This is a genomic window from Rhodanobacteraceae bacterium, from assembly GCA_016713135.1.
Lineage (GTDB): Bacteria > Pseudomonadota > Gammaproteobacteria > Xanthomonadales > SZUA-5 > JADKFD01.
The window spans coordinates 113,818-137,973 of record JADJPR010000007.1 but is presented as its reverse complement, the minus strand read 5'-3'; the positions used below and the strand labels follow the sequence as shown (position 1 = coordinate 137,973).

The 24,156-nt window shown below is 69.9% G+C and carries 22 protein-coding genes; 15 read left to right on the top strand and 7 right to left on the bottom strand.

Annotated features, from left to right (window positions below):
* Window positions 1–25: 25 nt before the first annotated feature.
* The 4 genes from IPK27_08880 to IPK27_08865 are packed head-to-tail and all read left to right on the top strand — an operon-like array spanning window position 26 to window position 5,676.
* Window positions 26–2,443: a hypothetical protein gene (locus tag IPK27_08880; protein ID MBK8067733.1), complete on the top strand. Its 2,418-nt coding sequence runs from the start codon at window positions 26–28 to the stop codon at window positions 2,441–2,443.
* A complete protein-coding gene (locus IPK27_08875) occupies window positions 2,440–3,561 on the top strand; it encodes a zinc ribbon domain-containing protein (GenBank protein MBK8067732.1) in 1,122 nt (373 codons plus the stop codon). Before IPK27_08880 ends, IPK27_08875 begins: the two co-directional genes overlap by 4 nt.
* Window positions 3,558–4,163 carry a hypothetical protein gene (locus tag IPK27_08870; GenBank protein MBK8067731.1) on the top strand — a complete coding sequence of 202 codons (606 nt, stop codon included), beginning with the start codon at window positions 3,558–3,560 and terminating at the stop codon, window positions 4,161–4,163. The genes IPK27_08875 and IPK27_08870 overlap by 4 nt, the downstream gene beginning before the upstream one ends.
* Entirely contained in the window at window positions 4,117–5,676 is a 1,560-nt protein-coding gene (locus IPK27_08865) for a zinc ribbon domain-containing protein (protein MBK8067730.1), read from the top strand. Before IPK27_08870 ends, IPK27_08865 begins: the two co-directional genes overlap by 47 nt.
* Window position 5,677: 1 nt before the next feature.
* On the opposite strand, the gene IPK27_08860 is transcribed toward IPK27_08865, so the two are convergent.
* The gene (locus IPK27_08860) at window positions 5,678–6,235 is read right to left on the bottom strand and encodes a zinc ribbon domain-containing protein (GenBank protein MBK8067729.1); all 558 of its coding nucleotides are present in this window, start codon (window positions 6,233–6,235) and stop codon (window positions 5,678–5,680) included.
* Between the two features lie 161 nt (window positions 6,236–6,396).
* Between IPK27_08860 and IPK27_08855 the strand changes: the two genes are divergently transcribed.
* The 3 genes from IPK27_08855 to IPK27_08845 all read left to right on the top strand — a co-directional run bounded on the left by IPK27_08855 (window position 6,397) and on the right by IPK27_08845 (window position 9,190).
* A complete protein-coding gene (locus tag IPK27_08855) occupies window positions 6,397–6,633 on the top strand; it encodes a dodecin domain-containing protein (GenBank protein MBK8067728.1) in 237 nt (78 codons plus the stop codon).
* Window positions 6,634–6,752: 119 nt separating this feature from the next.
* Window positions 6,753–7,571: an alpha/beta fold hydrolase gene (locus tag IPK27_08850; protein MBK8067727.1), complete on the top strand. Its 819-nt coding sequence runs from the start codon at window positions 6,753–6,755 to the stop codon at window positions 7,569–7,571.
* Window positions 7,568–9,190 carry an FMN-binding glutamate synthase family protein gene (locus IPK27_08845; GenBank protein MBK8067726.1) on the top strand — a complete coding sequence of 541 codons (1,623 nt, stop codon included), beginning with the start codon at window positions 7,568–7,570 and terminating at the stop codon, window positions 9,188–9,190. The genes IPK27_08850 and IPK27_08845 overlap by 4 nt, the downstream gene beginning before the upstream one ends.
* Here the strand turns inward: IPK27_08845 and IPK27_08840 are convergent.
* Complete coding sequence (locus IPK27_08840) at window positions 9,187–10,347, bottom strand: hypothetical protein (GenBank protein MBK8067725.1); 1,161 nt, start codon at window positions 10,345–10,347, stop codon at window positions 9,187–9,189. The genes IPK27_08845 and IPK27_08840 overlap by 4 nt on opposite strands.
* Window positions 10,348–11,096: 749 nt before the next feature.
* Between IPK27_08840 and IPK27_08835 the strand changes: the two genes are divergently transcribed.
* The 5 genes from IPK27_08835 (at window position 11,097) to prmB (ending at window position 15,481) form a co-directional block, all read left to right on the top strand.
* Window positions 11,097–11,375, top strand: a complete 279-nt coding sequence (locus tag IPK27_08835; protein ID MBK8067724.1) for a hypothetical protein — start codon at window positions 11,097–11,099, stop codon at window positions 11,373–11,375.
* Between the two features lie 6 nt (window positions 11,376–11,381).
* A complete protein-coding gene (locus tag IPK27_08830) occupies window positions 11,382–12,428 on the top strand; it encodes a radical SAM protein (protein MBK8067723.1) in 1,047 nt (348 codons plus the stop codon).
* Window positions 12,425–13,006, top strand: a complete 582-nt coding sequence (locus tag IPK27_08825; protein ID MBK8067722.1) for a hypothetical protein — start codon at window positions 12,425–12,427, stop codon at window positions 13,004–13,006. The genes IPK27_08830 and IPK27_08825 overlap by 4 nt, the downstream gene beginning before the upstream one ends.
* Window positions 13,007–13,011: 5 nt before the next feature.
* Complete coding sequence (locus tag IPK27_08820) at window positions 13,012–14,376, top strand: AMP-binding protein (GenBank protein MBK8067721.1); 1,365 nt, start codon at window positions 13,012–13,014, stop codon at window positions 14,374–14,376.
* A gap of 181 nt (window positions 14,377–14,557) precedes the next feature.
* On the top strand, window positions 14,558–15,481 hold the full coding sequence (gene prmB, locus IPK27_08815) for a 50S ribosomal protein L3 N(5)-glutamine methyltransferase (protein MBK8067720.1): 924 nt from the start codon (window positions 14,558–14,560) through the stop codon (window positions 15,479–15,481).
* 6 nt (window positions 15,482–15,487) lie between these two features.
* Here the strand turns inward: prmB and IPK27_08810 are convergent, their stop codons facing one another.
* The 5 genes from IPK27_08810 to gcvT all read right to left on the bottom strand — a co-directional run bounded on the left by IPK27_08810 (window position 15,488) and on the right by gcvT (window position 20,602).
* Window positions 15,488–16,297, bottom strand: coding sequence for a hypothetical protein (locus tag IPK27_08810; protein ID MBK8067719.1), 810 nt, complete (start codon window positions 16,295–16,297; stop codon window positions 15,488–15,490).
* 255 nt (window positions 16,298–16,552) lie between these two features.
* The gene (locus IPK27_08805; protein ID MBK8067718.1) at window positions 16,553–17,515 is read right to left on the bottom strand and encodes a pyridoxal-phosphate dependent enzyme; all 963 of its coding nucleotides are present in this window, start codon (window positions 17,513–17,515) and stop codon (window positions 16,553–16,555) included.
* Between the two features lie 71 nt (window positions 17,516–17,586).
* Window positions 17,587–18,777 (bottom strand): SRPBCC family protein, encoded by a 1,191-nt coding sequence (locus IPK27_08800; GenBank protein ID MBK8067717.1) that lies wholly within the window; start codon window positions 18,775–18,777, stop codon window positions 17,587–17,589.
* A 115-nt stretch (window positions 18,778–18,892) separates the two neighbouring features.
* Window positions 18,893–19,282, bottom strand: coding sequence for a glycine cleavage system protein GcvH (gcvH, locus tag IPK27_08795; GenBank protein MBK8067716.1), 390 nt, complete (start codon window positions 19,280–19,282; stop codon window positions 18,893–18,895).
* A gap of 237 nt (window positions 19,283–19,519) precedes the next feature.
* Window positions 19,520–20,602: a glycine cleavage system aminomethyltransferase GcvT gene (gcvT, locus tag IPK27_08790; GenBank protein ID MBK8067715.1), complete on the bottom strand. Its 1,083-nt coding sequence runs from the start codon at window positions 20,600–20,602 to the stop codon at window positions 19,520–19,522.
* 171 nt (window positions 20,603–20,773) lie between these two features.
* On the opposite strand from gcvT, the gene IPK27_08785 reads away from it, so the two are divergent.
* The 3 genes from IPK27_08785 (at window position 20,774) to IPK27_08775 (ending at window position 24,060) form a co-directional block, all read left to right on the top strand.
* Window positions 20,774–21,256: a DUF456 domain-containing protein gene (locus tag IPK27_08785; GenBank protein MBK8067714.1), complete on the top strand. Its 483-nt coding sequence runs from the start codon at window positions 20,774–20,776 to the stop codon at window positions 21,254–21,256.
* A 276-nt stretch (window positions 21,257–21,532) separates the two neighbouring features.
* Window positions 21,533–21,796, top strand: coding sequence for a hypothetical protein (locus tag IPK27_08780; protein MBK8067713.1), 264 nt, complete (start codon window positions 21,533–21,535; stop codon window positions 21,794–21,796).
* Between the two features lie 2 nt (window positions 21,797–21,798).
* Window positions 21,799–24,060, top strand: coding sequence for a hypothetical protein (locus IPK27_08775; protein ID MBK8067712.1), 2,262 nt, complete (start codon window positions 21,799–21,801; stop codon window positions 24,058–24,060).
* The last annotated feature ends 96 nt before the right edge of the window (window positions 24,061–24,156 follow it).

Genomic DNA, 24,156 nt, shown 5'->3' with positions numbered 1-24,156 from the left:
TCGCCAGCGCGCTGGCGGGTGCGCCATGAACCGGCTGCGCTGGCTGGTGCTGCTGTTGCTGCTGCCACTGCTGCTGGCCGCGCAGGAGCTGCCGCAGGCGCGTTCGGCGCGCGTCTACTGGGAGCCGCTGCCGGCCGGGTGGAAGGCTTGGTACGTCGCGGGCGCGGACTCGCAGCCGATCGTCGGCGAGGCGGCCGAACTGCGCGCGGGGCGCCACATCGTGCTGAACTCCGGCGCTGCCGACATCGGCCGGATCGTCATCGAGATCCGCCTCAGCGACCGCGACATCCGTTCCCTCGACCAGTTCGCCGCCGAGTTCGCCGGGCACGGCCTGGCCAGCGTCTATCGCTACGCGGAGACCCGGCTGGCCGGCGTGGATGCCTTTCACGCTGCGCCGGATGCCGCGTTGAAGCGCTACCAGGACTGGCTCTTGCTGCTCGACCTGCCGGGCGGTCGGCCGTGGATCGCGATGCAGGCCACCTGCGCGCATTCGCCGGGCAAGCCCGGATATGAGGAATGCGAGCGGCGCGCCGCTGAACAGGCGCGGATCCTCGCCGGGCTGTCTTTCGACCGCCCCCCGCCGACCGGCTGGCGCGCGCGCATCGAAGTGCCGAGCGACCTCAAGCCCGGCGACGAGTTGTTCCCGGTCGCGGTGATCGTCGACGACGAAGGGCGCGCGCCGGCGGGCGAAGTCACCCTGATCTGGCGTTTCGGCGGACGCGAGGGCAAGTCGATCGTCTGGGATGGCCAGCCGCTCGCGATCGAGCTCGACGCCTCGGTGGATGGCCGCGGGCTCGCGGCGTCGCTGCAACTGCCGCGCTGGGATCCGACCGTGCCGCCGCCACCGTCCGCGCCGCCGGCACTTCCGCCACCTGCCGCAGTGCCCGGACTCAATGGCGCCGGCGAACTGCCCGGCCCGCGCAACGCCACCGAAGGGCTGGTCGGCACGCTCGGGCCGGCGGCACTCGGGCTGCTGGGCGCGCTGTTATCGGGATTGTTGGCGCCGCCGGGCCAACCGCCGCAGAAGCCGCCACTGCGCCCGCGACGGGCAACCCGGCGCAAGGGTGACGAGAGGGACAAGGCATCGCAGGCGGAAGACACACAGGAGCCGGCCGACGACGATGGCAAGGCCCCCGAGGAACCGCGCAAGCAGCCGCCCGGCGGCCCGCAGCAGCCGCGGCGTCGCAGTGGGTCGCGCGCACCCGCGCCGGACGATCCCGGCACGCATGTCCGCGAGCGTCTGGAACAGTTGCGACGCAATGCGGAACGCAGCGGCCACCACGAACTGGGGGCCGCGATCGACCGCGCCATCGAACGCAGCTTCGATCGCGCCGGACGCCTCGACCCCGAGGCCTGGAAGCAGGCCCAGGCCGAACTCAAAGGCGTGCGCGACGGCGCCTGGCGCAATCTGGCCGTCCCCAACTCGCTGGCAGGGGACGCGATCCGAGCTGGCACCCACGCGCTCGGACGCGGCGTGATGAGCGGCTTCGAAGCCGCGGGCGGGATGCTGGTGGGAATCGGTCGGATCGGTGTCGGCGCGGTCAAGAGCGTTGCAGACTTCGGCGACGCCATCCTCCACCCTGGCCACTTCTCGCGTGGCGCCAGCGAAGCGATCGGTCGTTGGGCCGAGCGCAATGCGGCGACCGAAAAGCGCATCGTCGAGGAAGGCCTGCGCCAGGGACGCACCGGCGATGCAGCGATCGGGCTGGCGATGGGCGGCGTCAAGGCCGGCATCGCCGCCGGCGAGTCGGTCGGCGGGTTCATCAAGCGCGAGATCCTGCCGTGGGAAGAGATCGAGTCGCTGGCCGATTCGCAGGCCTCGCTCGAGGAGCGGCTCTGGGCTGTTCCGGCCGCGGCGGCCAAGGTCGCCGGACTGCTGGCCATGGGACAGCGCCCGGGCGCGCAACCTTCCACCCGCTGGGGGCAGGCGATACACGATGCGCTCGACCGGCGCGCGGCTGCGGCCGCGGCCGCAGCGCAAGCCCGGACAGCGGCGACGACAGCCGCCGGTCCCGCGCCGCCGGTTGCCCGAGCGGGCGCCACTGCCAATGCGCCGCCGGCAGCCAGACCCACCGCGGCTTCGGCGCCGCGACAGCGCCCGGATCTGCGCAAGCTCTGGAGCCAGGGTGCGGACGGCAGCGATGTGCAACAGATCATCGAGCGCGGACCGAGTGTGTCCGGCCATGACGCGGTCTTCGGCGACCAGTCCATCGAGGCGAAGCTGCGCGCCGAGCACTACCGCTTCCTCAACGTCGACCGGCGCGGCGTGCACCTGCTGGAGCCGCTGGCGGGCGTCGAAGACCGCTGCGATGCGCTGCTGCCGAAAATACCGCTGTCGAAGCTGACGCTCCGCGACATCATCGTGCGTGCCGACGATCCGGTGCGCGCGCGATTTATCCGGGATCAGTTGTGGCGGCGCATACGCAAGGTGGTGGACGGATGAACACGAGTGTGCAGGATGGCTGGGCCTTGCCGTGGGCAGCGTTGCGTGCGCTGCCCGGCATCGATGGGTTGCGCGGCGGGCCGCTGTCGCCGCTGGGGCGGATCGCGGCGCCAGCGGGCGCGGCCGACGCCGAAGCGCTGGCCAGCCTGCTGCGCCAGGCGGATGCCGAGGCGACGGCAGGGTTCGAGGCACTGCTGGATCCCGGCGCGAACCTGGCCCTCTGGCTGCGCGACGCCCGCGGCGAGCGCAGCATCCAGGCACTGTGGCCGGACCCGTCGGCTGCGGGACCCGGCTGGACCGTGGCGCCTGGCGCGGATGGACTGCGGCTGCGCCACCCGGCAAGCCTGGATGCGCTGGAACTCGAGTTGCTCGATGCACTGGCGCTGCAACTGCTGCCGGAGTCGGAGCCACTGCGGATTGCCTTGGACGCACGCCAGTGCTGGGCGCTGCTGGCGCTGCTCGACGCCATCGGCACGACGGCCGCGCTGCGCCTGGCTGCGCGCCAGGCCGGGCCCGCGCCGGCCGTGGGCCTTGCCGAGGTGACGGCAGCCTGGGAACAGGCGAAGCGGGATCGAAGCCCCGGATGGGCAGTGGCGCTGGCCGCGACACTCGCCCCCGCCGGCCCACCGTCCGACTTTCCCGCAACGCTGGAACCGGCGCTGGAGGCGCTGGTCGCGGCCGGCTGGTTGCTGGCTGGCGGCCGCGCCGGTGAGCGTCGCTACGCGCCCGGCCTGCTGCTGGATGTGCTGGCGCAAGGACTCGCGGCGGCATCCCCGGTTTTCGGACTGGTGCGCAGCGAACGCACCGACGACACCCGGATCGAGGTGCTCGCCGTGATCGGTTTCCGCTTGCCCGACTGCGTGGCCTGGGTGGACCTCAGTGCCCTCGACCAGGATCGTGCCGAGTGGCTGCTGCTCGGCGCCAGCAGCAGCGCTGACCTGCTGGGCACGCTGCTTGCGCCGGGCGAGCCAGGTGCACCGACGGTGCTCCCCGGCGCGGTGGAACGCATCCTGCAGGCACTCGCCGCGCCCGGCGTGGTCCGCGTCTGCCCGGCGTGCGGCGCCACCGCGGGCACGCAGGCGCGCTACTGCGGCCAGTGTGGGGCGTCTCTCGCATGAACCGCCCGAACGTCCTTGGCAGTCTGGCCGGGATCGTCGCGCTGTTCGCCAGCGGGTTTGCGCTCGCCACCGAAACCTGGCCGCGCCTGCCCATGGATCCCGAGATCGAGGCCCTGCGCCAGCAGTTCCGCAGCGAGTACACCCAGACGATCGCGCCTTGCGCTGCGGCCTGTCCCGCCGGCGACGAGGTGCAGGCGCAGGTCTGTCGCGCACAGGCCTGCGCCGGGCGTTGCCAGCTCGGGCGCGAACTGCTCGAGTCCAAGGTGCACGAGGTCGAAACCGTCAAGGCGCACCAGCCGCGCGATCTGAATCCTGTATCCGGCGGCTACCTGTTTGCGCTGACCATGGTTGCCCGCACGGTCGACAACTGTCGCGGCGGCCAGCAGGACGAGACCGAGTACGCGATCTGGATGCTGGAATGGCGTGAGGGCGGCTGGTACTGGAGCAGCAACCGGCTGGGCGTGGCAGCAGAATCCTGCGGATCGCCGCCAGCGCGATGCCGAGTTCGAATCGTACTTCGGCCCCGGACGCCTGCTGCGCGGCTGGCCGGAGGCTGTGGCCGAAGCCGAGCCCTGGCGCATCCGCATGTACGCCCAGGATGAGATGCGCCCGCTCAAGCTGCGGATCCAGGTCGATCGGCGCACCGCCGACGGCAGCTATGTCGATGCCCCCGGCGTGACCGTGACACTCGCCTCGGTCAGCCGCGATGGTCCCGAGGAACGCCTTGCGCTGCATGTGGACAGCCCGGACTGCATCGGCTGCGAAACGCGCGAGGTGATGGGCCGGCAGCTGCAGATGGTGCCCGACTGGAACCGGCCAATGCTGCTGCGCACCGACGCGCAGGGCAGCGCGCGGGTCGAGCTCTTCCTCGACTTCGGCGTGCTCGGCCTGCGCGGCGGGCCGCAACCCGCCTCCGGGCTGGACATCCCGCTGCTGCTCGGTGTGCGCGCAGCCGCGCCCGGCGAGGGCGAGCGTTTGCGCAAGGAAGAGCGCGTGAGCCTGCGCGTGCCCGGCATCGGCGTGGTCGAGTCGATCCGCTACGAGAGCGCGAAAACCGGACCCGGCGGCGGGCGCGAATGGCCGCTGGCGGAATACCTGGACGATCCCGGCACGCGCGACGGCGAGCGCCGGCTGGTGCGCAACGAGCGCGTCCGCGTGCGCCGCGCCAACGAATGGGAGATCGGCGATCCGGCCATGATGGTCGGCCGGCCGCTCGCCGCTGGCCATATCCTGCAGGTGGGTGATGCGATCCGCGTCAATGCCTGCGACCTCGACACGCGCCCGGTGGTCGAAAACCTGCCCCACGGCTATCCCGACCAAGTCTGGGTGAGCGTGCGCTTCTTCGACGGCTTGCGTGGCCGATTCGGCGTCTCGGCGCAGGTGTGTTCGGCCGGGCTGACCATCGGCCGCTCGGCCGACGACTCGGGTTTTCGCCAAGGCGGCAAGCGCTTTCTGTACTGGGCCGCCGACAAGGGCATTGACGCGGCGATCGAATGGCTGTTCGCGCCGGCGAAGGTGATCGACCGCGCGCTGGATGCGGCCCACTGGTTCAGCTGGGCAACCGGCCGCGAGGCCAGCTACCTGGTGCTGAATTCGGCGGTGATGGTCGAGTCACCCGTCGGCGGCGGCTTGATCCTGACCACTCGCGAGGGGTCGCCATGGCTGGTCGGCGCCGCCACTGGCGAGGAAGGCCTGGCGGTGCCGCCGGGGTCGACGGGCATGCTGCTGGACCAGGACTTCGCGGTCGGGATCACCGACGATGAGCGCGCGGCGCGGGCGGATGCCTGGCTGGCGGCGATCGACTTCGCCGCAGCGCAAGCGGATGCCGGGGTCGAATCCGGGCCGGTCGAATCGGGGCCCGCCAGCGGATATGGCCCGCCGCTGGATTTCCCGCCGGCGCCCGACGACAGCGACATCGGACCGCTGCCGTGGATTGTGGGCGGGTGCGCGCTGCTGGTGCTGCTGGCGGTGGGGTTCCGCGCACGGGGCCGTCCGGCCCGCGACACGCACACCACCGCGCGCCGGCAACGCGCGCGCAGCTGCCCTGCCTGCCAGGCGCCGGTCAGCGCCCATGCGCGCTTCTGCGGGGCCTGCGGGGCGCCGCTGACGCGCTGATTCAGCGCGATTCCAGCGCCTTCAACGCCGCATCGGCGTCCTGGAATTCGCGCCGCGCGGCGGCGATGTCGCCATCGATCTCGCCGATGGCGATGCGGGTGTAGCGGTCATAGGCCCGCTCGCGCCGCGCGCGCGCCTGCGCCAGCGGATCGTCCGGCAGCGGCGGCGCCTCGGCAGGCTGCGGTGGCAGCGGTGAGAGCTGCCCCGGCAGTTCGTCGTAAGCCGACGGCGCCAGGTCGACACCGGCGCCCGGCGGTGGCGGCGGCGCCGGGCGCAGCAGCCACCACGCACCCGCCGATCCGAGCATCGCCAGCAAGGCCGCGGTGACGATCGCGGGCCGCATTCCGCCCGCGGGCGTCCGCACCACCGCTGTCGGCTGGACCGCGGCCCGCGGCTCCGTCACAGTGACCGCGGGCGACGGCGCTGTGGCGATGGTCGTCGCCGGTGCTGGCACCCCGCCGGCACCCGCTACCCGCACGGGTGCGCCGCAGCGCTCGCAGAAGCGCAGCTGCGGCGCCAGTGCCGCGCCGCACTGCTCGCAGTACCGTTGTCCGCTCATCGCCCATCCCCTGCCGCGGCGTCCGCACCATCACATCGGACCCGGCCTGGTGCGACGTTGACCGCGATCAACCGCGGAAGGCGGCGCGCGGCGCACGGTTGCTTACAATGCCTTGGTGCGCGCCAACCGGCGCCGTGTCCATCCAGCCAGGAGACTGCACCATGAGCGTCGCCAAGATCATCGAGATCTCGTCCTCGTCGACCAAGGGTTTCGAGGACGCGATCAGCCACGGCATCGCCCGCGCCTCGGAGACGATCAAGCACATCCAGGGCGCCTGGGTGTCGGAGCAGAAGGTCGTGGTCGAGAAGGGCAAGGTGGTCGATTACCGCGTGACCCTGCGCCTGACCTTCCTGCTGGAAGAGGCCAAGCCGGAAAAGCCTGCCAAGTCGAAAAAGTGACCAGCCGCTGCATCGCGCTGCCTGCGAGGCGAAACCGCGGTTGAACGGGATGCCGCAGGCGCTTCCACGCCATGCGGCTCTCGGCCATGCTCGGGGGCATCGCAGTCCGGAGCCCGCGCATGCCGACCGCCACCGCCAACGGGATCGACCTGAGCTACGTCGAGTCGGGTCAAGGCGCGCAGACCGTGGTGTTCGCCCACGGCCTGCTGTTCGACCAGCACATGTTCGAGCCGCAGCGTCGCGCGCTTGAGGACCGCTACCGGGTGATTGCCTACGATCATCGCGGCCAGGGCGATTCGGCACCGGCCGCCGGCGGTTACGACCTCGACACCCTGACCGAGGATGCGGTCGACCTGATCCGCAGCACGCAGAGCACACCCTGCCACTTCATCGGACTGTCGATGGGTGGCTTCGTCGGTCTGCGTCTGGCCGCGCGCTACCCGGAACTGGTGCGCTCGCTGACCCTGCTCAGCACCAGCGCCACCGCCGAGCCGCTGGCGCGGCGGATGCGTTACCGCGCCATGCAGGCGGTCTGCGCCTTGTTCGGTCCGGGGCCGCTAGTCGGCGCGGTGCTGCCGGTGATGTTCGGCCCCAGCTTCCGCAACGACCCGGCGCGGCGTGCCGAGCTGGAGCGCTGGATCCACCATGTGCAATCGCTGCCGCGACGCATCGTCGGGCCGGTCGGCGGGGTGGTCGGTCGCGCCGACGTGACCGGCGAACTGAAGTACATCCGCTGCCCCACGCTGGTGCTGGTGGGCGAGGAAGACCGCACCACACCGCCGCACGAGGCGGAACTGCTGGCGCGCGAGATCCGCGGCGCGAAACTGGTGCGCGTGCCGCGCTGCGGCCACAACAGCGCGATCGAGGCGCCGGAGGCGGTCAGCGCCGCCATCGCCGGCTTCCTGGCGGGCATCGACGCGACCGGGACCGCCGCGTGAACCTGCCCGGCGTGCGCTGGTGGGCGCTGGCCGCGAGCATCCTTGCGCTGGTGGCCGGCCTGCTGAGCGGCGCGTGGTGGCTGGCGCTCGCCGGCGCCGCGCTGGTGGCATTGGGCATCGCCGACCTCAACGCGCGGCGCCATTCGCTGCGCCGCAACTACCCGATCGCCGGCCATTTGCGCGGGCTCATCGAAGCGATCCGGCCGATGCTGCGCCAGTACCTGATCGAGGGCGCGCACGAGGAAGTGCCGTTCTCGCACGAGCAGCGGGCGATCGTCTACCAGCGCGCGAAGCAGGAACGCGAAACCCGCCCCTTCGGCACGGAACTGGCCGTCTACGCGCCGCGCTACGAGTGGATCAACCACTCGCTGCGGCCGGCCCATCCGCAGGGCCACGATTTCCGCATCGACATCGGCGGGCCGCAGTGCGCGCAGCCGTATTCGGCCAGCGTGTTCAACATCTCGGCGATGAGCTACGGCGCGCTCAGCCCGAATGCGATCCGCGCGCTCAACCTGGGCGCCGCGCGCGGACGCTTCTACCACGACACCGGCGAGGGCTCGATCTCGCCCTACCACCTTGAGGGCGGCGGCGACCTGGTGTGGGAACTGGGTTCGGGCTACTTCGGCGCTTGCGAGCGCGCCGGCGTGTTCAGCGCGGAAAAATTCCGCGAGCGCGCAGCGCTGCCGCAGGTCAAGATGATCGAAATCAAGCTCTCGCAGGGCGCCAAGCCCGGCCACGGCGGCGTGCTGCCGGCGGCCAAGGTCAGCGCCGAGATCGCCGCCACTCGCGGCGTACCGATGGGCCAGGACTGCGTCTCGCCGGCCAGCCATGCGGCCTTCGACACCCCGCTCGGCCTGCTCGGATTCGTGCAGCAGCTGCGCGAACTGTCAGGCGGCAAGCCGGTCGGCTTCAAGCTCGCGATCGGCCATCCCTGGGAGTGGTTCGGCATCGCCAAGGCCATGCAGCAGAGCGGCATCCTGCCCGACTTCATCGTCGTCGACGGTGGCGAGGGCGGCACCGGCGCGGCGCCGATGGAGTTCGCCGACCATGTCGGCACCCCGCTGCGCGAGGCGCTGATGCTGGTGCACAACACGCTCGTCGGGCTGAACCTGCGCCAGCACATCCGCATCGGCGCCGCCGGCAAGATCGTCAGCGCCTTCGACATCGCGCGCACGCTCGCGCTCGGTGCCGACTGGTGCAATGCCGCGCGTGGTTTCATGTTCGCGCTCGGCTGCCTGCAGTCGCGCGCCTGCCACACCGACCACTGCCCGACCGGCGTCGCCACCCAGGACGCCAGTCGCTGGCGCGCGCTGGACGTGGCCGACAAGGCGCAACGGGTCGCCAACTTCCAGCAGAACACCTTGCGCGCGCTGGCCGAACTGATCGCCGCCGCTGGCCTGGAGCACCCCTCGCAACTCGGCCCCGAGCACATCATCCGCCGCGTCACCGCCGACGAAGTGCGCTCGCTGGCTTCGCTGTACGCCTTCCTGCAACCCGGGGAACTGCTGGACCGCGTGCCGCAGCACGCGGTGTTCCAGCGCTTCTGGGCAGAGGCGCGGGCGGACAGTTTCGAGCCGCCGACGGATCTCGCGGCGCGCCGCGGAAGCAAGCTGGTCTAGTGTGGTCCCACCTTGTCCCCCCCCGCAGTCCTACCCCCAGGCACCGCGCTGGCCACGATGCCGAGGCCGTTCCGGCCGTCGCCGCCCACCAGCACGACCCGGCTGATCCCACCCTGCGCATCGCGTTCGGCCCAACCGCGGCCGTGGATCGGCGGGCGGTTTTCGAAGTTCGGCAAACCAGCGACCGGCTGGATGTCGAAGTCGAAGAACGCGGTGGTGAGGTTGCGGATGCTGAGGCTGCCGGTCCATTCGCAGGCGCCGCCATTGCGGGTCAGGCAAATGCGCTGGTTGTCCTGGAACACCAGGCGGTAGCTGTCGTCGACGAATTGCCCGAGTGCGCTGAACTGGAACTCGCGGTTGACGAGCGACTGCAAGGGCGCCGGCTGCACCAGCGTGGGGTTGCGCGATGCATCCCGGCGCAGCGAGACGGCACTCAACCAGTCCGAATCGCGGATCGCCGCATCGAACTGCAGCGGGCCGAACACCTGGATCGCCACGCGATTCTCGTAGGACTCGCCCGGAAAGGCCGCGCTCTCGTCGTCCAACCCGGTGTTGCCGAGCGCGTGCAGGTCCAGTCCCGGCGCCGGCAGCACTGGCGGCTCGCCGAGGATCACCGGCGGCGCCTGCTCCTGGCTGACGAAACGCGGCCCGCGGATGCGCGGCGCGGTAGCCCAGAGCTGGCCGTCTTCATCGACCGCGGCCACCAGTTCGGCCGCCCCGCTCGGGCGGGTGGTGGCGTAGCTGCCCTGATACAGCCCCTCCGGCAGCCGGTCGTAATCGCAGCCCAGCCCGCGCAGTTGCACTAGCCGCTGCAAGTGCACTTCGCCACTGCCAAAGGCGGCACCGAGCGCGCCCTGCCCGGCATAGCGCAGCGTGAGGTCGCGGCAGGAATGCACGTCCAGTTCCACCTGGCCCCAGGTATCGAGGTTGAAGCTCGCCGGGTCGAAAGCGCCGAAACGCATGCCGCTGCCGGCGTAGGCGGTGCCGCGGATCTGCTGGCCTTCGATGCGGCCATCGAGGTACAGGTGCACCGGGCGGCCGTCGCGGTCGTAGACATACCAGAATGCGATCGCGCGACCGGCGTCGAGCACTTCGATCGACACGCCGTGACCGTTCTGCGCCGGGTTGTACCAGGCGCCGCTGATGCCCGACGGCACTTGGGCGAGGGCCGGAACCGACCCGACCACAGACACGATGACGAGAACAGCGAGTGATTTTTGCATGGGGTCTCGGCGGGTTGCGGAAAATGCAAAGGATTGGCATCCGGGACGCGCAGAAAGTTCCATGGGTGGCTCATCGGCGTTTGCGCGCGGCGCGCGATTCGAACCGCCAGTTCTTAATGCCTTGATTGAACTCTCGGACACCTGCCAGGCGCAGCGCGCAAAGGGCCGAACCGGACATGCGGGATGTAGCGGCAAGTGGGCCTGTAGGCGCGAGAGAAGCCAGCTGACCTGGCAGCAGGCCGGCCGATCAGCAGGGTGCAGATTCGCTGGCAGCTGGCAGCGACTGGGGCTGCACCTCCGGCATGAGTCTGCTGGAGGCCGGGTCCGACGGCGAGGACGCCGGATCCAGCCAATGCCACGCTGGAACGCACACCCTGTCCCCATTGGCAGGCCGCTGGCTGGCAGCCGTTCCTGCGGGGATCCGCTCGACGGCATCCCGAACTGGTGCTGATGACGGGTTATCCCCCGATGAGAGATTTTCACACATGGGAGTCAGACCGAGGTCCACGACACCAGCCCTACGTCCCTCCGCTGGCTCCACGCACCGGACCAGCTTGCGCGGGACAACCACGCACGCACCGAACTGTTGTTCGGCCTCGGCTGGTCGCTCTAGGGTCGCGGCGCTTGTGCCGCCGCGGCGGCGGTGCTCGAATGCAGCCGAGCAACCGCCGCGGAGCCAACGCATGAAGCACAACGGCGACTGGAGATACCACGACGACGACTGCCTGTGCGGCAGCTACACCGACGCATATTGCAATCGCGGCGGCTGGGTCTGGTCCTGCTGCGGCGCCTGCGCGGAAGACTCGGAGTGCACCGCGCCCGCCCTGCATCCGACGCACTGGAAGCACCCGCGCCACCACGAGACCGTGCGCACCCATGTCAACGGCTGGCCGGTGCATTTGAGCCCGGCCGAACTGCGCGAACGGATGCCGGAGCTGTTTCCGGCACCGTCCGCTCCTTAGCGCGGCATGCGCCAGACGAGGCACGGCGTGACCGGCGCGAGGGTGGGCCCATGGGTGGTCGTCTGTCGCATCACCACCGCGTGCAACCTCGCATGCGGTTTCTGCGCCTACGACCGGCGGCTGGGATTTGCGCGTCAGCGCCTGGACGCGCCGCGGCTGATGCACCTGCTCGATTTGCTGACAACCGCCGCACAGCACCGGCCCGTGCTGCTCAGCTGGCTGGGTGGCGAGCCGCTGCGCTGGCGCGATTGGCCAGGTTGGAGTGCGCGGGCGCGCGCGGCGGGCATTCGCGTCAGCGCCACCAGCAATGGCAGCACGCTGGCCAGCGCGGCGGAGCGCGCCCGCGTGCTGCAGCACCTCGACGAGTTGACCCTCAGCCTGGACGCGGCCGATGCGCGCCACGATACGCTGCGCGGCTGGCCGGGGGGCGCCGCGCAGGTGCTCGCTGGCTTGCGCGCGCTGGCGCGCGAGCGGGCGCTGGCCGGCGCCGCGGTGCGGCTGCGCGCCAACGTGGTGCTGATGCGCTCGACCATCGGCGACTTCGACTCGCTCGCCACGGACCTGGCGGACGCGGGCGTGGACGAGATCAGCGTCAACCTGCTCGGTGGTCGCGACCGGCCGGAGTTCCACGCGCGCGAGTCGGTGCTGCCGGCGCAGTTCGCCGCCTTCCAGCGCGACTTGCCAGCGCTGTGCGCGCGGCTGTCGGCGCAGGGTGTGATCCTGGCCGGCGACGCGCAGTATTTCGCGCGGCTGCAGGCGGCGGTCAGCGCCCTCCCGTGGCCGGTGGCCGACTGCGATCCGGGCAGTGATTTCCTGTTCGTCGACGAACTTGGCCGGATCGCGCCCTGCGCATTCACGGCGGCCGAGTACGGCGTCGACGTGCTCGATATCGACGACCTCGGCGGCCTGCCACCGCTGTGGCGAGCGGCCCGCCGCGCCCGCTGCGCCAGCGCCTGCGCGGACTGTCCGAGCACCCAGGTGTCGGGCAAGTTCGCGCGCGGCGTAGACTCACCGGCAGATGGCGCGACCGCGCGCGCCCGGGACTGCGCATGAACCAGGAAGGCCCGCCGCTGGAACAGCTGACGCGCCGGCTGATCGACACGCCGACGCCCTTTCTTGCCGAGCCGCGCATCGGAGCGCAGGGCAGCGTGCACGTGCCTGCGCTGGTGGCCGATCTGCTTGCCGCACACGGCGTCAGCGTGGATGCCAAGCTGATCGCGCGTTTCGCCGGGCGCGACCGCGCGAAGGAACGCAATCCGCGGATGCTGACCCAGATCCTGTGCTGGTTGCTGATGGACCCGGCGCTGGTGGGACGCATCGGCGCCGGCGAACTGATCCGCCTGCTGCACGACGAGGCCAATGAACTGGCCGAGAAAACCGCCGCGCGCGAGTTCATCGACAACGATGAGCGCCGCGAGGAGCTGTCGCGAATGGCGCTGCGCAGCGCCGGCCTGCGCCCGGCCGGCGAGAGCGCAAACGTCGCCGAGGACCGCTGGCTGGCGGTCAGCAGCCGTGAGCGCGTGCGCCTGGCCGCCGCCAGCCGCGCGGCCGAGGAACGCGCGCAGCAGATCCGCGAGGCGCTGGCACGCAAGGCCGCCGAGGAATCCGCCGACAAGTGGTCGCGGGAGTGAGCGACGTGGACTTCGACGATCCCGATGACAGCACCCGATTCCCAGGCCTGACGACCGCCGGCGCAGCGCTGCTCGAGCGCCTGCGCGAACACCCCTGCGCGCCGATCTACCGCAACCAAAGCGGCCACCGGCTGCTGCCTGAAGAAGTCCCGCAGGTGCTGGCGTTCGCGGCCGAAGTGCGCGCAGCGGTGGTCGACCCGCGCAGCGCGCCGATGCCGGCGTGGCTGCGCGCATACCTCGCCGACGCACTCGCGCGGGTGCCGCACTACCGCCGCTACGGCAGCCCGCCGGGGGCGCTGGCGGATTTGCCGACCATCGACCGCGGCACGTTGGCGCGCGACATCGCACCCTTCGTGCCGGACGACCAACCGCTGGACCGGCTGATCAATTTCCGCACCACCGGCACCACCGGGCAACCGTTGCTGATCGCCTCGCACCCGCTGGTGGCAGCGCGCTACCTCGCCTTCCACGAACGCGCGCTGGCGCGCCGCGGCATCGAACTGGCCAGCGGCCCGGGCGATGTCGGCGTGATGCTGGTGGGCTGGCAGCAGCGCTGCTTCACCTATGTCTCGGTCTCGCCGCAGCGCGGCGAATGCGGCCTGGCCAAGATCAACCTGCACCCCTGCGACTGGCGCGATCCGGCGAATCGCGGCGCCTACATCGACGCGCTGCAGCCGGAGGTCATGACCGGCGATCCGCTGTCGCTGGCGGCGCTGCTGGAGAGCGGGTTTGCGCACCGGCCGCGCGCGATCCTGAGCACCTCCATGACGCTGCTGCCGGGTCTGCGCCAGGCGCTGGAGCAGCGCTTCGGCTGCCCGGTGCTGGATGTGTACTCGCTCAACGAGGCCGGGCCGATCGCCGCTTACGATCCGGCGCTCGACGCGCATGTGCTGCTGCAACCGCGGATGGCCGTCGAGATCGTCGATCCGTCAGGGCAACCACTGCCGCCAGGCGAGCGCGGAGAGATCACCCTGACCGGCGGCTTCAACTTCTGCCTGCCGCTGCTACGCTACCGCACCGGCGACTTCGCCGCGCTGGAGCAGCGCGGCGGCGAATGGGTGCTGGCCGGCCTGTCCGGCCGCGCGCCGGTGCGCTTCCGTTGCGCCGACGGCAGTTGGGTCAACAACATCGACGTGACTCACGCGCTGAAACCCTTCGCCCTGCCGCAGTACGCGCTGCTGCAACGCGCCGACGGCGGCTTCGAATTCACCGCCTGGCGCGTGGGCGCGGTGGATGCCAGCGCGCTGAAGGCCGCCCTGCATGGGTTGCTCGGCGCCGCGGCGCAGATCTTGGTGGAGTTTTCCGATGCCGAGGTCGACAAGGTGATCCAGTACCGTTCGGAGTTGCCGGGCGGCGCGGTGGGCGACTGATCGACCGACGACCGCGCAGGGGCTTGTCGCCATTTCCGCCCGCAAAGGGCGCAAAGGCCTCGAAGCACTCAGCGCCGCGCGGAAGCCAGACGCCAGCCTGCTTGCGCTCCTCTTTGCGTCCTTTGCGTCCTTTGCGGACAAGACCTATCGTGCGGCCATGCCAATTCCTCCAGATTCCGCGATGCCCCAGGGCCTGCGCACGCTCGCCGACGTGGTCCGCTGGGGCACGGCGCGCTTGCGCCTATCGAAAGTACTGATCGGCCACAGCGAGGACAACGCGCTCGATGAGGCACGTTCGCTGGTGCTGCACGCGCTGCACCTGCCGCCGAAATCGCCGGCGCTGTTCGCGTCCGCTCGCCTGCTGGACGACGAGATCGCCGCCGCCTGTGCGCTGATCGAGAGGCGGATCGCCGGTCGCATCCCGGCGGCCTACCTGATCGGCAGCGCCGAATTCGCCGGTCTCAGGCTGAAGAGCGACGCGCGCGCGCTGGTGCCGCGCTCACCGATCGCCGAACTGATCGAGCACGGCTTCCAGCCTTACCTCGGCGAGCGCCCGGTGGAGCGCGTACTGGACCTGTGCTGCGGTGGCGGTTCGATTGCCATCGGCATCGCGATGCACCGTCCGGACTGGCAGGTCACCGGCGCCGACCTCTCGCCGGAAGCGCTGTCGCTGGCGGCAGAGAACGTCGCGCTGCACGATTTGCACGAGCGCCTGCGGCTGGTCCCCTCGGATCTGTTTTCCGCGCTGGAAGGCGAGGTTTTCGACCTGATCGTGTCCAATCCGCCCTACATCACGGATGCCGAGTACGCGGCGATGCCCGGCGAGTATCGCCACGAACCGAAACTCGGCCTGACCTCGGGCGCCGACGGCTGCGACGCCTGCCTGCGCATCCTGCGCGATGCGCCGGCGCACCTGGCGCCGCACGGGCTGTTGATCGTCGAGGTCGGCGAGGCCGAGCGCGCGCTCAGGCGCCTGCTGCCGCAGGTGCCGCTGCACTGGATCGAGTTCAGCGTCGGCCCGATGGGCGTGTTCGCCATCGAGTCCGAGGACTTGGTCGACCACCGGGCGGAGATCGCCCGGCTGTGTGCGGCCCGCGGCCTGTAGCGGGCCTCAGCCCTCGCCGCGCGGCAGGGCTTTCGCCAGGCCGAGCTTGAAGTTCTCCCACTGGTTGCCATCCATGCGCTCGCTGCCGCTGGCGCTCAGTTTCCAGTCCTTCCAGTCGGTGCTGGTCGGCACCGGGTGCTCGCTGCGCAGCAGCCGGCCGCTGGTCTTGTCCACCCACAGCGAGCCGCTGGTTTCGCCGAACACGGCGCCAACGATGCGATAGCGGCGCGCCGCCACACCGTCGATGGATTCCACGCCCGCCGGCTCGAAGCGCGCGATTCCCTGGGCGAAGGGCTGGTCGCCGGTACCCGGCCGGTTGGGATCGACGACTTCGAGTTCGAAAGCGCGCGTCGGGTCGGCGAGATGCGGCAGCATGAAGGCCAGGCCCATCAGGTCGAAGCCCCACAGGTGCAGCGGCTGGCCGTGGGTGGCCAGCGCGAACTGCGGCCCGCCGGCCAGTTGCACGGTCAGCGTGTCGGCGGCGTTATTCGCCCACAGGCGCGGCGCGCGGCCCTCGATGGTCGTGTTCCATTGCTGCAGGTTGACCGGCATCGCGCGCGCCGGGTCGATGTCGGCAGTCACTTCGACGAAGTCGCTGCCGCCCGGCGCCCACTTGACCACGTCGATGCGCGTCGGCGATGCGAAATAGACGTCCAGGTGCCAGGGCTCGCTGCCGTCGATGTTGGACTTGGTGTAGTGCCAGACCGTCCCCGGCGCGGGTGCGCGCTCGGGCCGGTAGGCGAAGGCGTCGGTCTCGGCCTTCGCCTGCAGGGAAAGCGTGCTGGCGAGCAGCAGGATCGGCAAGCAGGGGCGCATCGCGGGTCTCCGTTGGGATTTCCGCGATGGAGACCCGCAGGACGCGCGCGGTTGCATGTCCTGATCGGTTACCCACCGGTCAAACGCGGAGACGCAGAGGGCGCGGAGAAAAGCCAGAGAGCAACTGAACGGAACCATCTGCGCTTCAACTGCGGCGACGCAGTGCTCCATCTCGCACTTCTGCTCCAGCGCTCTCTGCTTCTCCTCCGCGTCCTCTGCGTCTCCGTGTTTGACCGGCCCACGAACCGCGCAGGCTCAGGTGAAGCGCAGCGTATCCAGGTCCACATTGCCGCCCGACAGGATCACGCCGACCCTGCGCCCGGCGAAGTGCGCCGGATACTTGCGGATCGCCGCCAGCGGCGTGGCGCAACTCGGTTCGACCACGATCTTCAGGCGCTCGTAGATCAATCGCATCGCGGCGAGCGTCTCGGCATCGCTGACGGTCAGAATGCGCGTGCCGGCGCCGCGCAGGATGGCGAAGTTCGGGGCGCCGAGGTCGGCACGCAGGCCGTCGCTGATGGTGTCCACGCGCTCGTTCCGCTGGAGGGAGCCGGTCGCAAAGCTGCGCGCCGCGTCGTCCGCGCCTTCGGGCTCGGCGCCAAAGACCTCAGCGCCCGGACACAGCCCGCGCGCGGCGATCGCGGTGCCGGCGAGCAAGCCACCGCCACTGACCGGCGCGATCACCGCATCCAGCCGGCCGACTTCGCGCACGAGTTCCAAGGTCGCGGTCCCCTGTCCCGCGATCACCCGCGGATTCGCATACGGGTGCACTTCGACCGCGCCGGTCTGCGCCACCACCCGCGCAAGGGTCTCCACGCGCGCGGCGTTGGTCGGCGCGCAGAAGACAATTTGCGCGCCCAATCGGCGCACCGACTCCACTTTCACGCGCACGGTGTTCTCCGGCATCACCACATGCGCCGGGATCCCGCGCAGCTGCGCCGCGAGCGCCAGCGCTGCAGCGTGGTTGCCGGAGGAATGGGTGGCGACACCGCGCGCTGCGCTGGCCTCGTCCAGCGCGAACACCGCATTGCAGGCGCCACGGAACTTGAAGGCGCCGATGCGCTGGAAGTTCTCGCACTTGAACAGCAGTTCGGCGCTGGTCTCGGCATCGAGGCTGCCGCTGCGCAGCACCGGCGTGCGCGCGGCATGCGGCGCGATGCGCTCGGCGGCGCGCCACAGGTCGTCGAGTGTCGGGGCGGGAAAGTCGGCTGCATTCACGTTCGGGACCTCGCAAATGACGACGCCCGGCGCAGGGCCGGGCGTCGAGGGGACAACCTGGAAGCGCTGTCTCAGCCGCCGGCGGGCGCCGGCGCGGCCGCTTCGGCAGGCGCGGTGCCGTCCGCCGGCGCCGCCAGCGGATCGACCACCGGCAGTCCCAGCGGCAGGTAGACGCGGGTGACTTCGAGCATCAGCGGCTCTTCCGGCGCGCCTTCTGCCGGGGCCGCAGACGCATCCGCCGCCGGCGCAGTTTCCTCGCCCGGCGCCTTGGGTGCCTCGCGATCCGGCAGGAACTCTTCGACCGGCTTGGCCGTGGTGTCGAACAGCAGACCGTGGACCGTCGCGTAGGCCTGCAGCTTCTCGAAGGTCACGTTGCTCTTGCGACGCTCGCCGACGTGTTCGGCCACCAGCACTTCGCCACCGAGCGACTGCACGGCTTCGACATCGTCGCGCATCGGCACATCGTTGCGGTCCACCGGCAGGGTCACGGTGTATCCGAGGCGATAACGCTCCTTCAGCGTGACCTGCACCTGCGCCGGGCCGGTGACATTCAGCTGGTTGCGGTCGACAAAGGCCCCCAGCTTCTTCATGGTGTCGGCGACGCCGGCGTTGAGGTCCGGGAAGTCGGTGGAGCTGTAGACCTCGACCAGGCCGGCCAGCTTGAGCGCCGGGCCCGCCAGCACCTGCTGCTTGGTGATGGTGATGTCGCTGTAGTCGCGCGCGTAGGCGCTCGACTCGATCAGCGCCTTCAGGCGCATCAGGCCGTACTGGTAGTCGCCACCGAGAGTGGAATCGAGGTACTTGCCCTTGATGCGCTCGATCGGGTTGCCGCCGAGCTCGACATCGTACTTCCAGGTGACCTTCACACCGAGGTCGGTGGTGCCGATGTCGAAGGTGACGGTGCCGGTGCGGCCGCCGGTGACGCGCTGGATCATCTTGACGATGGAGGTCGGCGTGCTCTCGATGATCTCGAACTGGCCGGAGCCGACTTCCTGGTTGGCGGCGTAGGTCATCGACGCGCCCTGGCCCAGTTCGGGGCCGCTGAAGGTATAGCTCGCGGCCGGATCCTTCTTCGCCCACGGCGACCATTCGTTGAAACGCTTGAAGCTGTTCAGCACATCGAACACGTGGCTGGGCGGCCGTTCGATGATGATCGAGCGCTCGACGTGACCATGGCCACCGCCGGGAAGGAACAACCCGATCAACAGCAGGACCACGATCGTGACCACGATCGCGAGCACCAATTCAATCAAAGAGCGCATCAGTAACTTCTCCCCGAAACGGGCACCGGCAGACAAGGCGCGGAATGTTAATCGTTCTACGGCAGCAGCGCCACGCCGGGACGCGCCCGCGCGGCGGATCGGACGCCAGGCGGGCTCAGGCCTGGTCGATCAGTTCCTGGTAGGCGTCCGGGTCCAGCAGTTCGTCGTATTCGGCGGCGTCGTCCGGCTTGATGACAAAGATCCAGCCCTCGCCCCAGGCGTCCTCGTTGACCGTCTCCGGCTTGTCGCTGAGCGCCTGGTTGACCCGCACCACGGTGCCGGACATCGGGCTGTAGACGTCCGAGGCGGCCTTGACCGACTCGACGACGGCGCAACCAGACCCGGCATCCACGTGGTCGCCAACACTCGGCAACTCGACGTAGACCAGATCGCCCAGCAAGCCCTGGGCATGGTCGGAAATGCCGACCGTGACCGTGCCATCCGCTTCCTTGCGCGCCCACTCGTGGGACTTCAGGAATTTGACGTCGCCGGGAATCTCGCTCATGGGCTTGCGGGGCAGTGGGAAGGGGCCGTGAGGATAACAAAGGCTGGTGTTGGTTGCTGGTTTTGGTGTTGGTTGAAGGGCAGCACTCGCAGGCTTGCTGCAAGCCTGCGGGAGCCGACTCCGTCGGCGATCTTCGCTGGCGGCCACCGGCACAGGATCGCGGCTGAAGCCGCTCCCACAGGCTGTCGGCACTCCGGCTTTGCCACCAACACCAATAACCCACACCAACACCGTCCCTCACACCGCCTTGCCGTCGCGCACGAACACCGGCTTGACGATGCGCACCGGCACCAGCTTGCCGCGGATGTCCACCTGGGCGGTGTCCGCGGCGGCGGCAGGCACGCGTGCGAAGGCGATCGCCTTGCCCAGGGTGGGCGAGAAGGTGCCCGAGAGGATCTCACCAGGGCCGGCCGCGGTGTGCACGACCTGGCCGTGGCGCAGCACGCCCTTCTCGTCCATCACCAGGCCCATCAGCGCGCGGGCGACGCCGGCGGCGCGCTGGGCGTCGAGGGCGCCGCGGCCGATGAAGTCGCGGTCGGCCGGATCGAAGGCAATGGTCCAGGCCAGGTTGGCTTCCAACGGACTGGTCTGCTCGTCCATATCCTGGCCGTACAGGTTCATGCCGGCCTCCAGGCGCAGGGTGTCGCGCGCGCCGAGGCCACAGGGCTTGACCCCGGCGCCGAGCAGCGCATTCCAGTAGTCCACCACGGCGACCGCCGGCACGATGACCTCGAAGCCGTCTTCGCCGGTGTAGCCGGTGCGGGCGATGAACAAGTCGCCGGCTTCTGCAGCCGCAAACCGGCCGAGCGCCGCGACTCGCGCGCGATCGCCCTCCGGGAGCAGCGACAGCACCGCTTCGCGTGCCTGCGGCCCCTGCACCGCCACCATCGCCAGGTCCGCGCGCTGGGTCACGCTCACGCCGTGCGCCGGCGCATGCCGGTTGATCCACGCGAGGTCCTTCTCACGCGTGGCGGCGTTGACCACCAGGCGGAAGTAGTCCTCCGTCATGTAGTAGACGATCAGGTCGTCGATCACGCCGCCCTGCTCGTTCAGCATGCAGGTGTAGAGCGCCTTGCCCGACACCTTGAGCTTGTCGACATTGTTTGCGACCAGATGACGCAGGAAGGTGCGGCAGCCGTTCCCGTGCAAATCGACCACGGTCATGTGCGAGACGTCGAACATCCCGGCGCTACGGCGAACGATGTGGTGCTCGTCGATCTGCGAACCGTAATGCAGCGGCATGTCCCAGCCGCCGAAATCGACCATCTTGGCGCCCAGTTCGCGGTGGCGGGCATTCAGCGGCGTTTGCGCGAGGGACATGGCGGGACTCCGGCGGGGAAAGGGGCCTGGATGATACGGCGGGGGAAGGCGGGTGTTGGTATGGGTTGTTGGTGTTGCAGAAAGGCGGGCGCGCTTGCCCATGACCAACCGCATGGGACAAGCCTCGCGCTGCATTGCACCATGGATCGGCCGAACCCAAGGACCCCGCCGCTGGACATCGCCCTCTACATCCTTTCCGCCCTGCTGGTGATCCTCGGCATCGCCGGGTCGATCCTGCCGGCACTGCCCGGTCTGCCGATGGTCTTCGGCGGATTGTTCCTGGCCGCGTGGGTGGGGGATTTCCAGCAGGTGGGCTGGATCACGCTGAGCATCCTCGGGGTGCTGACGCTGATCGCGCTGGTGGTCGACCTGGTCGCCTCGCTGCTGGGCACGCGCAAGGTGGGCGCCAGCGGGCTGGCGGTGGCCGGCGCCGCGCTCGGGACCGTGGTCGGGCTGTTTTTCGGCATCTTCGGGCTGCTGTTCGGGCCCTTCGCCGGTGCGCTGATCGGCGAGTTGATGGCGGGTCGCGGCATGCAGCAGGCGGCGCGGGCGGGCACCGGCGCGTGGATCGGCTTCGTGGTCGGGACGCTGGCCAAGCTGGCGCTGGCCTTCAGCATGCTCGGGGTCTACGCGCTGGGTTGGCTGTTCGGCTGACCCGGTCTTCAGGAACCTCTGAACAAGTCTCGCGAGCCGCGTTGCGAGCGGGTACGTGTCACAAGTCGTCTGCCGCCAGGCGCAGTCCGAAGGTCGTAACCTGATCTACGAAGCCGAGGACTGGAATGACGCGGCGGACGATTCTGGCCGCAACCCTCCGGGATGGGGCTGGATCGGCCGCCGTCGCGGCCGCGAGACTTGTTCAGAGGTTCCTTTACACCGCAAACCGGTCGCTCGCGCTAATGTTGCAGCCTGCGATCGAACCTGGAGTCATGCATGCTGAGCCTGATCCTGCTGGCCTCGCTGAGCGCCGCCGCACCGACTTCTCCCGAACCGGTGACCATCCGGGTCCCGGTGCACACACTTGCCAATACTCAGCACAAGAAGGGTTTCCACCCGGCGCAAGACCTGCTGGAACGCGGCCAGCATGCGATGAGTGCGCGCCTGCGCGCAGATGGCAGTACCGAGTACGTCTGCGACCGGGCGAGCGCCGTGCCAGACTTGCGCTTCGACCGCCGCGTGACCCACGAGGAGCGTTGAGCATGCGCCGCTTCGTTCTCGCGCTATGCGCCCTCGCTGCGTCCCCACTGGTGTCGGCGCAGTCAGTGGGCCTGGTCCCTGGCCAGTCCACCACATTCAACCTGCCCGCCTCGGCCTACACCACCGGCCTGCATTTCGATGTGCCCGCAGGTGCCACCTCGTTCAAGGTGGAGCTGGAAAGCGACACCCCGAACGTCGACATCGACATGTTCCTGCGCTACGGCAATGCCTTCTCCAGCCAGACCGCCTATGGCCTGCCGATGGACTTCGATGCACTGCAAGAGCAGGCGCAGTACCACGCAGTCAGCGGCAGCGACGAGGAATCCATCTCGATCGGCCGCGCCAACTACCGGCCAGTCCGCGAGGGCCGCTGGCACCTGGCGGTGCTCAGCTTCGCGACGATCCCGGTGAACGCGCGGATCAAGGTCGAGATCGGCAATTCGGCACCGAGCCCGCTGCAGTTCGACGTGCGCTTCGACCTTCCGGCCTCCGATTGCGATGTCGCGCCCTGGAATGACCCCACGCCGGCCAGCCCGGTAGGCGGCAATCCCGGCACCACCCTGGGCGAGCAGCGGCGCAACGCGATGCACGAAGCGCTGCGCCAGCTCGGCACCGGACTCGCCAGCGAGATCCCCATCAGCGTGCGCGCCTGCTGGGACGCGCTGTCGGTGGACACGAACGGCAGCACCACGCTGGCCGCCGCCTCGCCGGACGATTTCGTGATCGACGACCGCAGCCTGGTGCTGAGCACCGGCGACACCTTCCGCCCGAGCGCCTTCCTGCCCGACAAATACGCCTTCTACTCGGCGGCACCGGCGGCGCGCCTGGGCGGCACCCGGGCCTGCAGCCTGCGCGGCGGCGACTGCGCCGACTCCACCGACATGACCATCGTCTACAACCGCCGCATCGGCGAGTCATCCGTGCTCGGCGGCGCGCAGTTCTACCTCGGCTACAACGCGGCCCCGGCCGGCACGCTGGATTTCGTCGGCGTTTCGGTGCACGAACTCGGCCATGGCCTCGGCTTCCTCAGCCTGGTGCGCCTGACGGGCACGGTGGGCGCCAAGCCGCTGGGGCGCGATGACATCTACGCGCGCCAGATCATCGACAACCGCAGCTCGCCCTATCCGCAGTTCACCCTGTTGACCGATGCGCAACGCGCCGATGCGCTGGTGTCTTTCAATGGCCTGAGCTGGAACGATTCGCGCGCCGCCAACTCGCCGCTGAACCCGCCGACCGGATTCCCCGGCGTGCTGCTGTTCGCGCCCAACCCGATCCGCCCGGGCTCGACACTCTCGCACCTCGACAGCGTCTACGTCGGCCAGCTGATGACCTCATCGCTGAACTTGTCGCGCGGCACGCGCCAGCTGGGTCTGGCGGTGCCGATGCTGCACGCCGTGGGCTGGGACCCTCAGTCGACCACCTTCCCGACCGCGCCGGCACCTTATGCCGGCCTGTGGTACGACCGCGACCGCGACGCCCATGGCGTCGACTTCCAGCGCGTTTATCGCGACGCGGCCGGCTTCGACATCTATTCGCTGATCTTCTACACCTACGATGGCAACGGTCGACCCGAGTGGTACATCGCGATCGGCCCGCTGGTCGACGGTGTGTTTGCTGCCCAGCTCGACGCCGCGGGCAACAGCCTCGTGCGTTATCGCTACGTTGGCGGCGCAACCCCGCAGCAGGCAGTGCCCACCGAGAGCGGCAGGGTGGTGCTCGATTTCAATCAGGCGACCAATGCACCCGCGTGCAACGACGGCACCACGCGCACCGGCGCAGGCCTGCTCGGCGTATTCCGCTACACCCTCGGTGGAACGACCGACAGCTGGTGCATGGAAGAGCTGATTCCGGCCGCCGCGCGCCCGGACAGTGATCTCACCGGCACCTGGTACGGCGGCGGCAGCGATTCCGGCTGGGGCTCCAGCGTGGCGACTGCGGCCCAGGGTGCGGGGCAGCAACTGCTGTTCTCGACCCTGTACTACCCGGACAGCACCGGCGCCGGGCGCTGGGCCTTCGTCAGCGGCAGCAACTACCAGCCCGGCCAGCCGCTGCCTGTGTTCGAGCGTCGCGGTTACTGCCGCACCTGCGCGGCCAACACGGCGGACACCCAGATCGGCACGCTGACACCGACCCTGACCCAGCCGCTGCAGGGCCAGGCCGGCAGCAATCGCCTGAGCTTCGACGTCACTTACGGCGGCCCCGAAGGCGGCCGTTTCACCCGCAGCAATGTGCCGTATGAGCTGCTGAGCGTGCCGGCGGAGTAGCGGGAAACGGGGCACGGGGCACGAGGGCACGCAATAGCGCCCCCTTGCACCGAACCGGCTCTTGCGTGCCCTCGTGCCCTCGTGGCCTCGTGCCCT

Excerpts from the sequence above, each read along its gene's own strand:
- IPK27_08860 (MBK8067729.1), bottom strand. The coding sequence starts at position 6,235 with ATGAGCGGACAACGGTACTGCGAGCAGTGCGGCGCGGCACTGGCGCCG.
- IPK27_08810 (MBK8067719.1), bottom strand. The coding sequence starts at position 16,297 with ATGCGCCCCTGCTTGCCGATCCTGCTGCTCGCCAGCACGCTTTCCCTG.
- IPK27_08800 (MBK8067717.1), bottom strand. The coding sequence starts at position 18,777 with ATGCGCTCTTTGATTGAATTGGTGCTCGCGATCGTGGTCACGATCGTG.
- IPK27_08775 (MBK8067712.1), top strand. The coding sequence starts at position 21,799 with ATGCGCCGCTTCGTTCTCGCGCTATGCGCCCTCGCTGCGTCCCCACTG.
- IPK27_08835 (MBK8067724.1), top strand. The coding sequence starts at position 11,097 with ATGAAGCACAACGGCGACTGGAGATACCACGACGACGACTGCCTGTGC.
- IPK27_08850 (MBK8067727.1), top strand. The coding sequence starts at position 6,753 with ATGCCGACCGCCACCGCCAACGGGATCGACCTGAGCTACGTCGAGTCG.
- IPK27_08875 (MBK8067732.1), top strand. The coding sequence starts at position 2,440 with ATGAACACGAGTGTGCAGGATGGCTGGGCCTTGCCGTGGGCAGCGTTG.
- gcvH (MBK8067716.1), bottom strand. The coding sequence starts at position 19,282 with ATGAGCGAGATTCCCGGCGACGTCAAATTCCTGAAGTCCCACGAGTGG.
- IPK27_08880 (MBK8067733.1), top strand. The coding sequence starts at position 26 with ATGAACCGGCTGCGCTGGCTGGTGCTGCTGTTGCTGCTGCCACTGCTG.
- IPK27_08825 (MBK8067722.1), top strand. The coding sequence starts at position 12,425 with ATGAACCAGGAAGGCCCGCCGCTGGAACAGCTGACGCGCCGGCTGATC.
- IPK27_08855 (MBK8067728.1), top strand. The coding sequence starts at position 6,397 with ATGAGCGTCGCCAAGATCATCGAGATCTCGTCCTCGTCGACCAAGGGT.
- IPK27_08870 (MBK8067731.1), top strand. The coding sequence starts at position 3,558 with ATGAACCGCCCGAACGTCCTTGGCAGTCTGGCCGGGATCGTCGCGCTG.
- IPK27_08830 (MBK8067723.1), top strand. The coding sequence starts at position 11,382 with ATGCGCCAGACGAGGCACGGCGTGACCGGCGCGAGGGTGGGCCCATGG.
- prmB (MBK8067720.1), top strand. The coding sequence starts at position 14,558 with ATGCCCCAGGGCCTGCGCACGCTCGCCGACGTGGTCCGCTGGGGCACG.
- IPK27_08780 (MBK8067713.1), top strand. The coding sequence starts at position 21,533 with ATGCTGAGCCTGATCCTGCTGGCCTCGCTGAGCGCCGCCGCACCGACT.
- gcvT (MBK8067715.1), bottom strand. The coding sequence starts at position 20,602 with ATGTCCCTCGCGCAAACGCCGCTGAATGCCCGCCACCGCGAACTGGGC.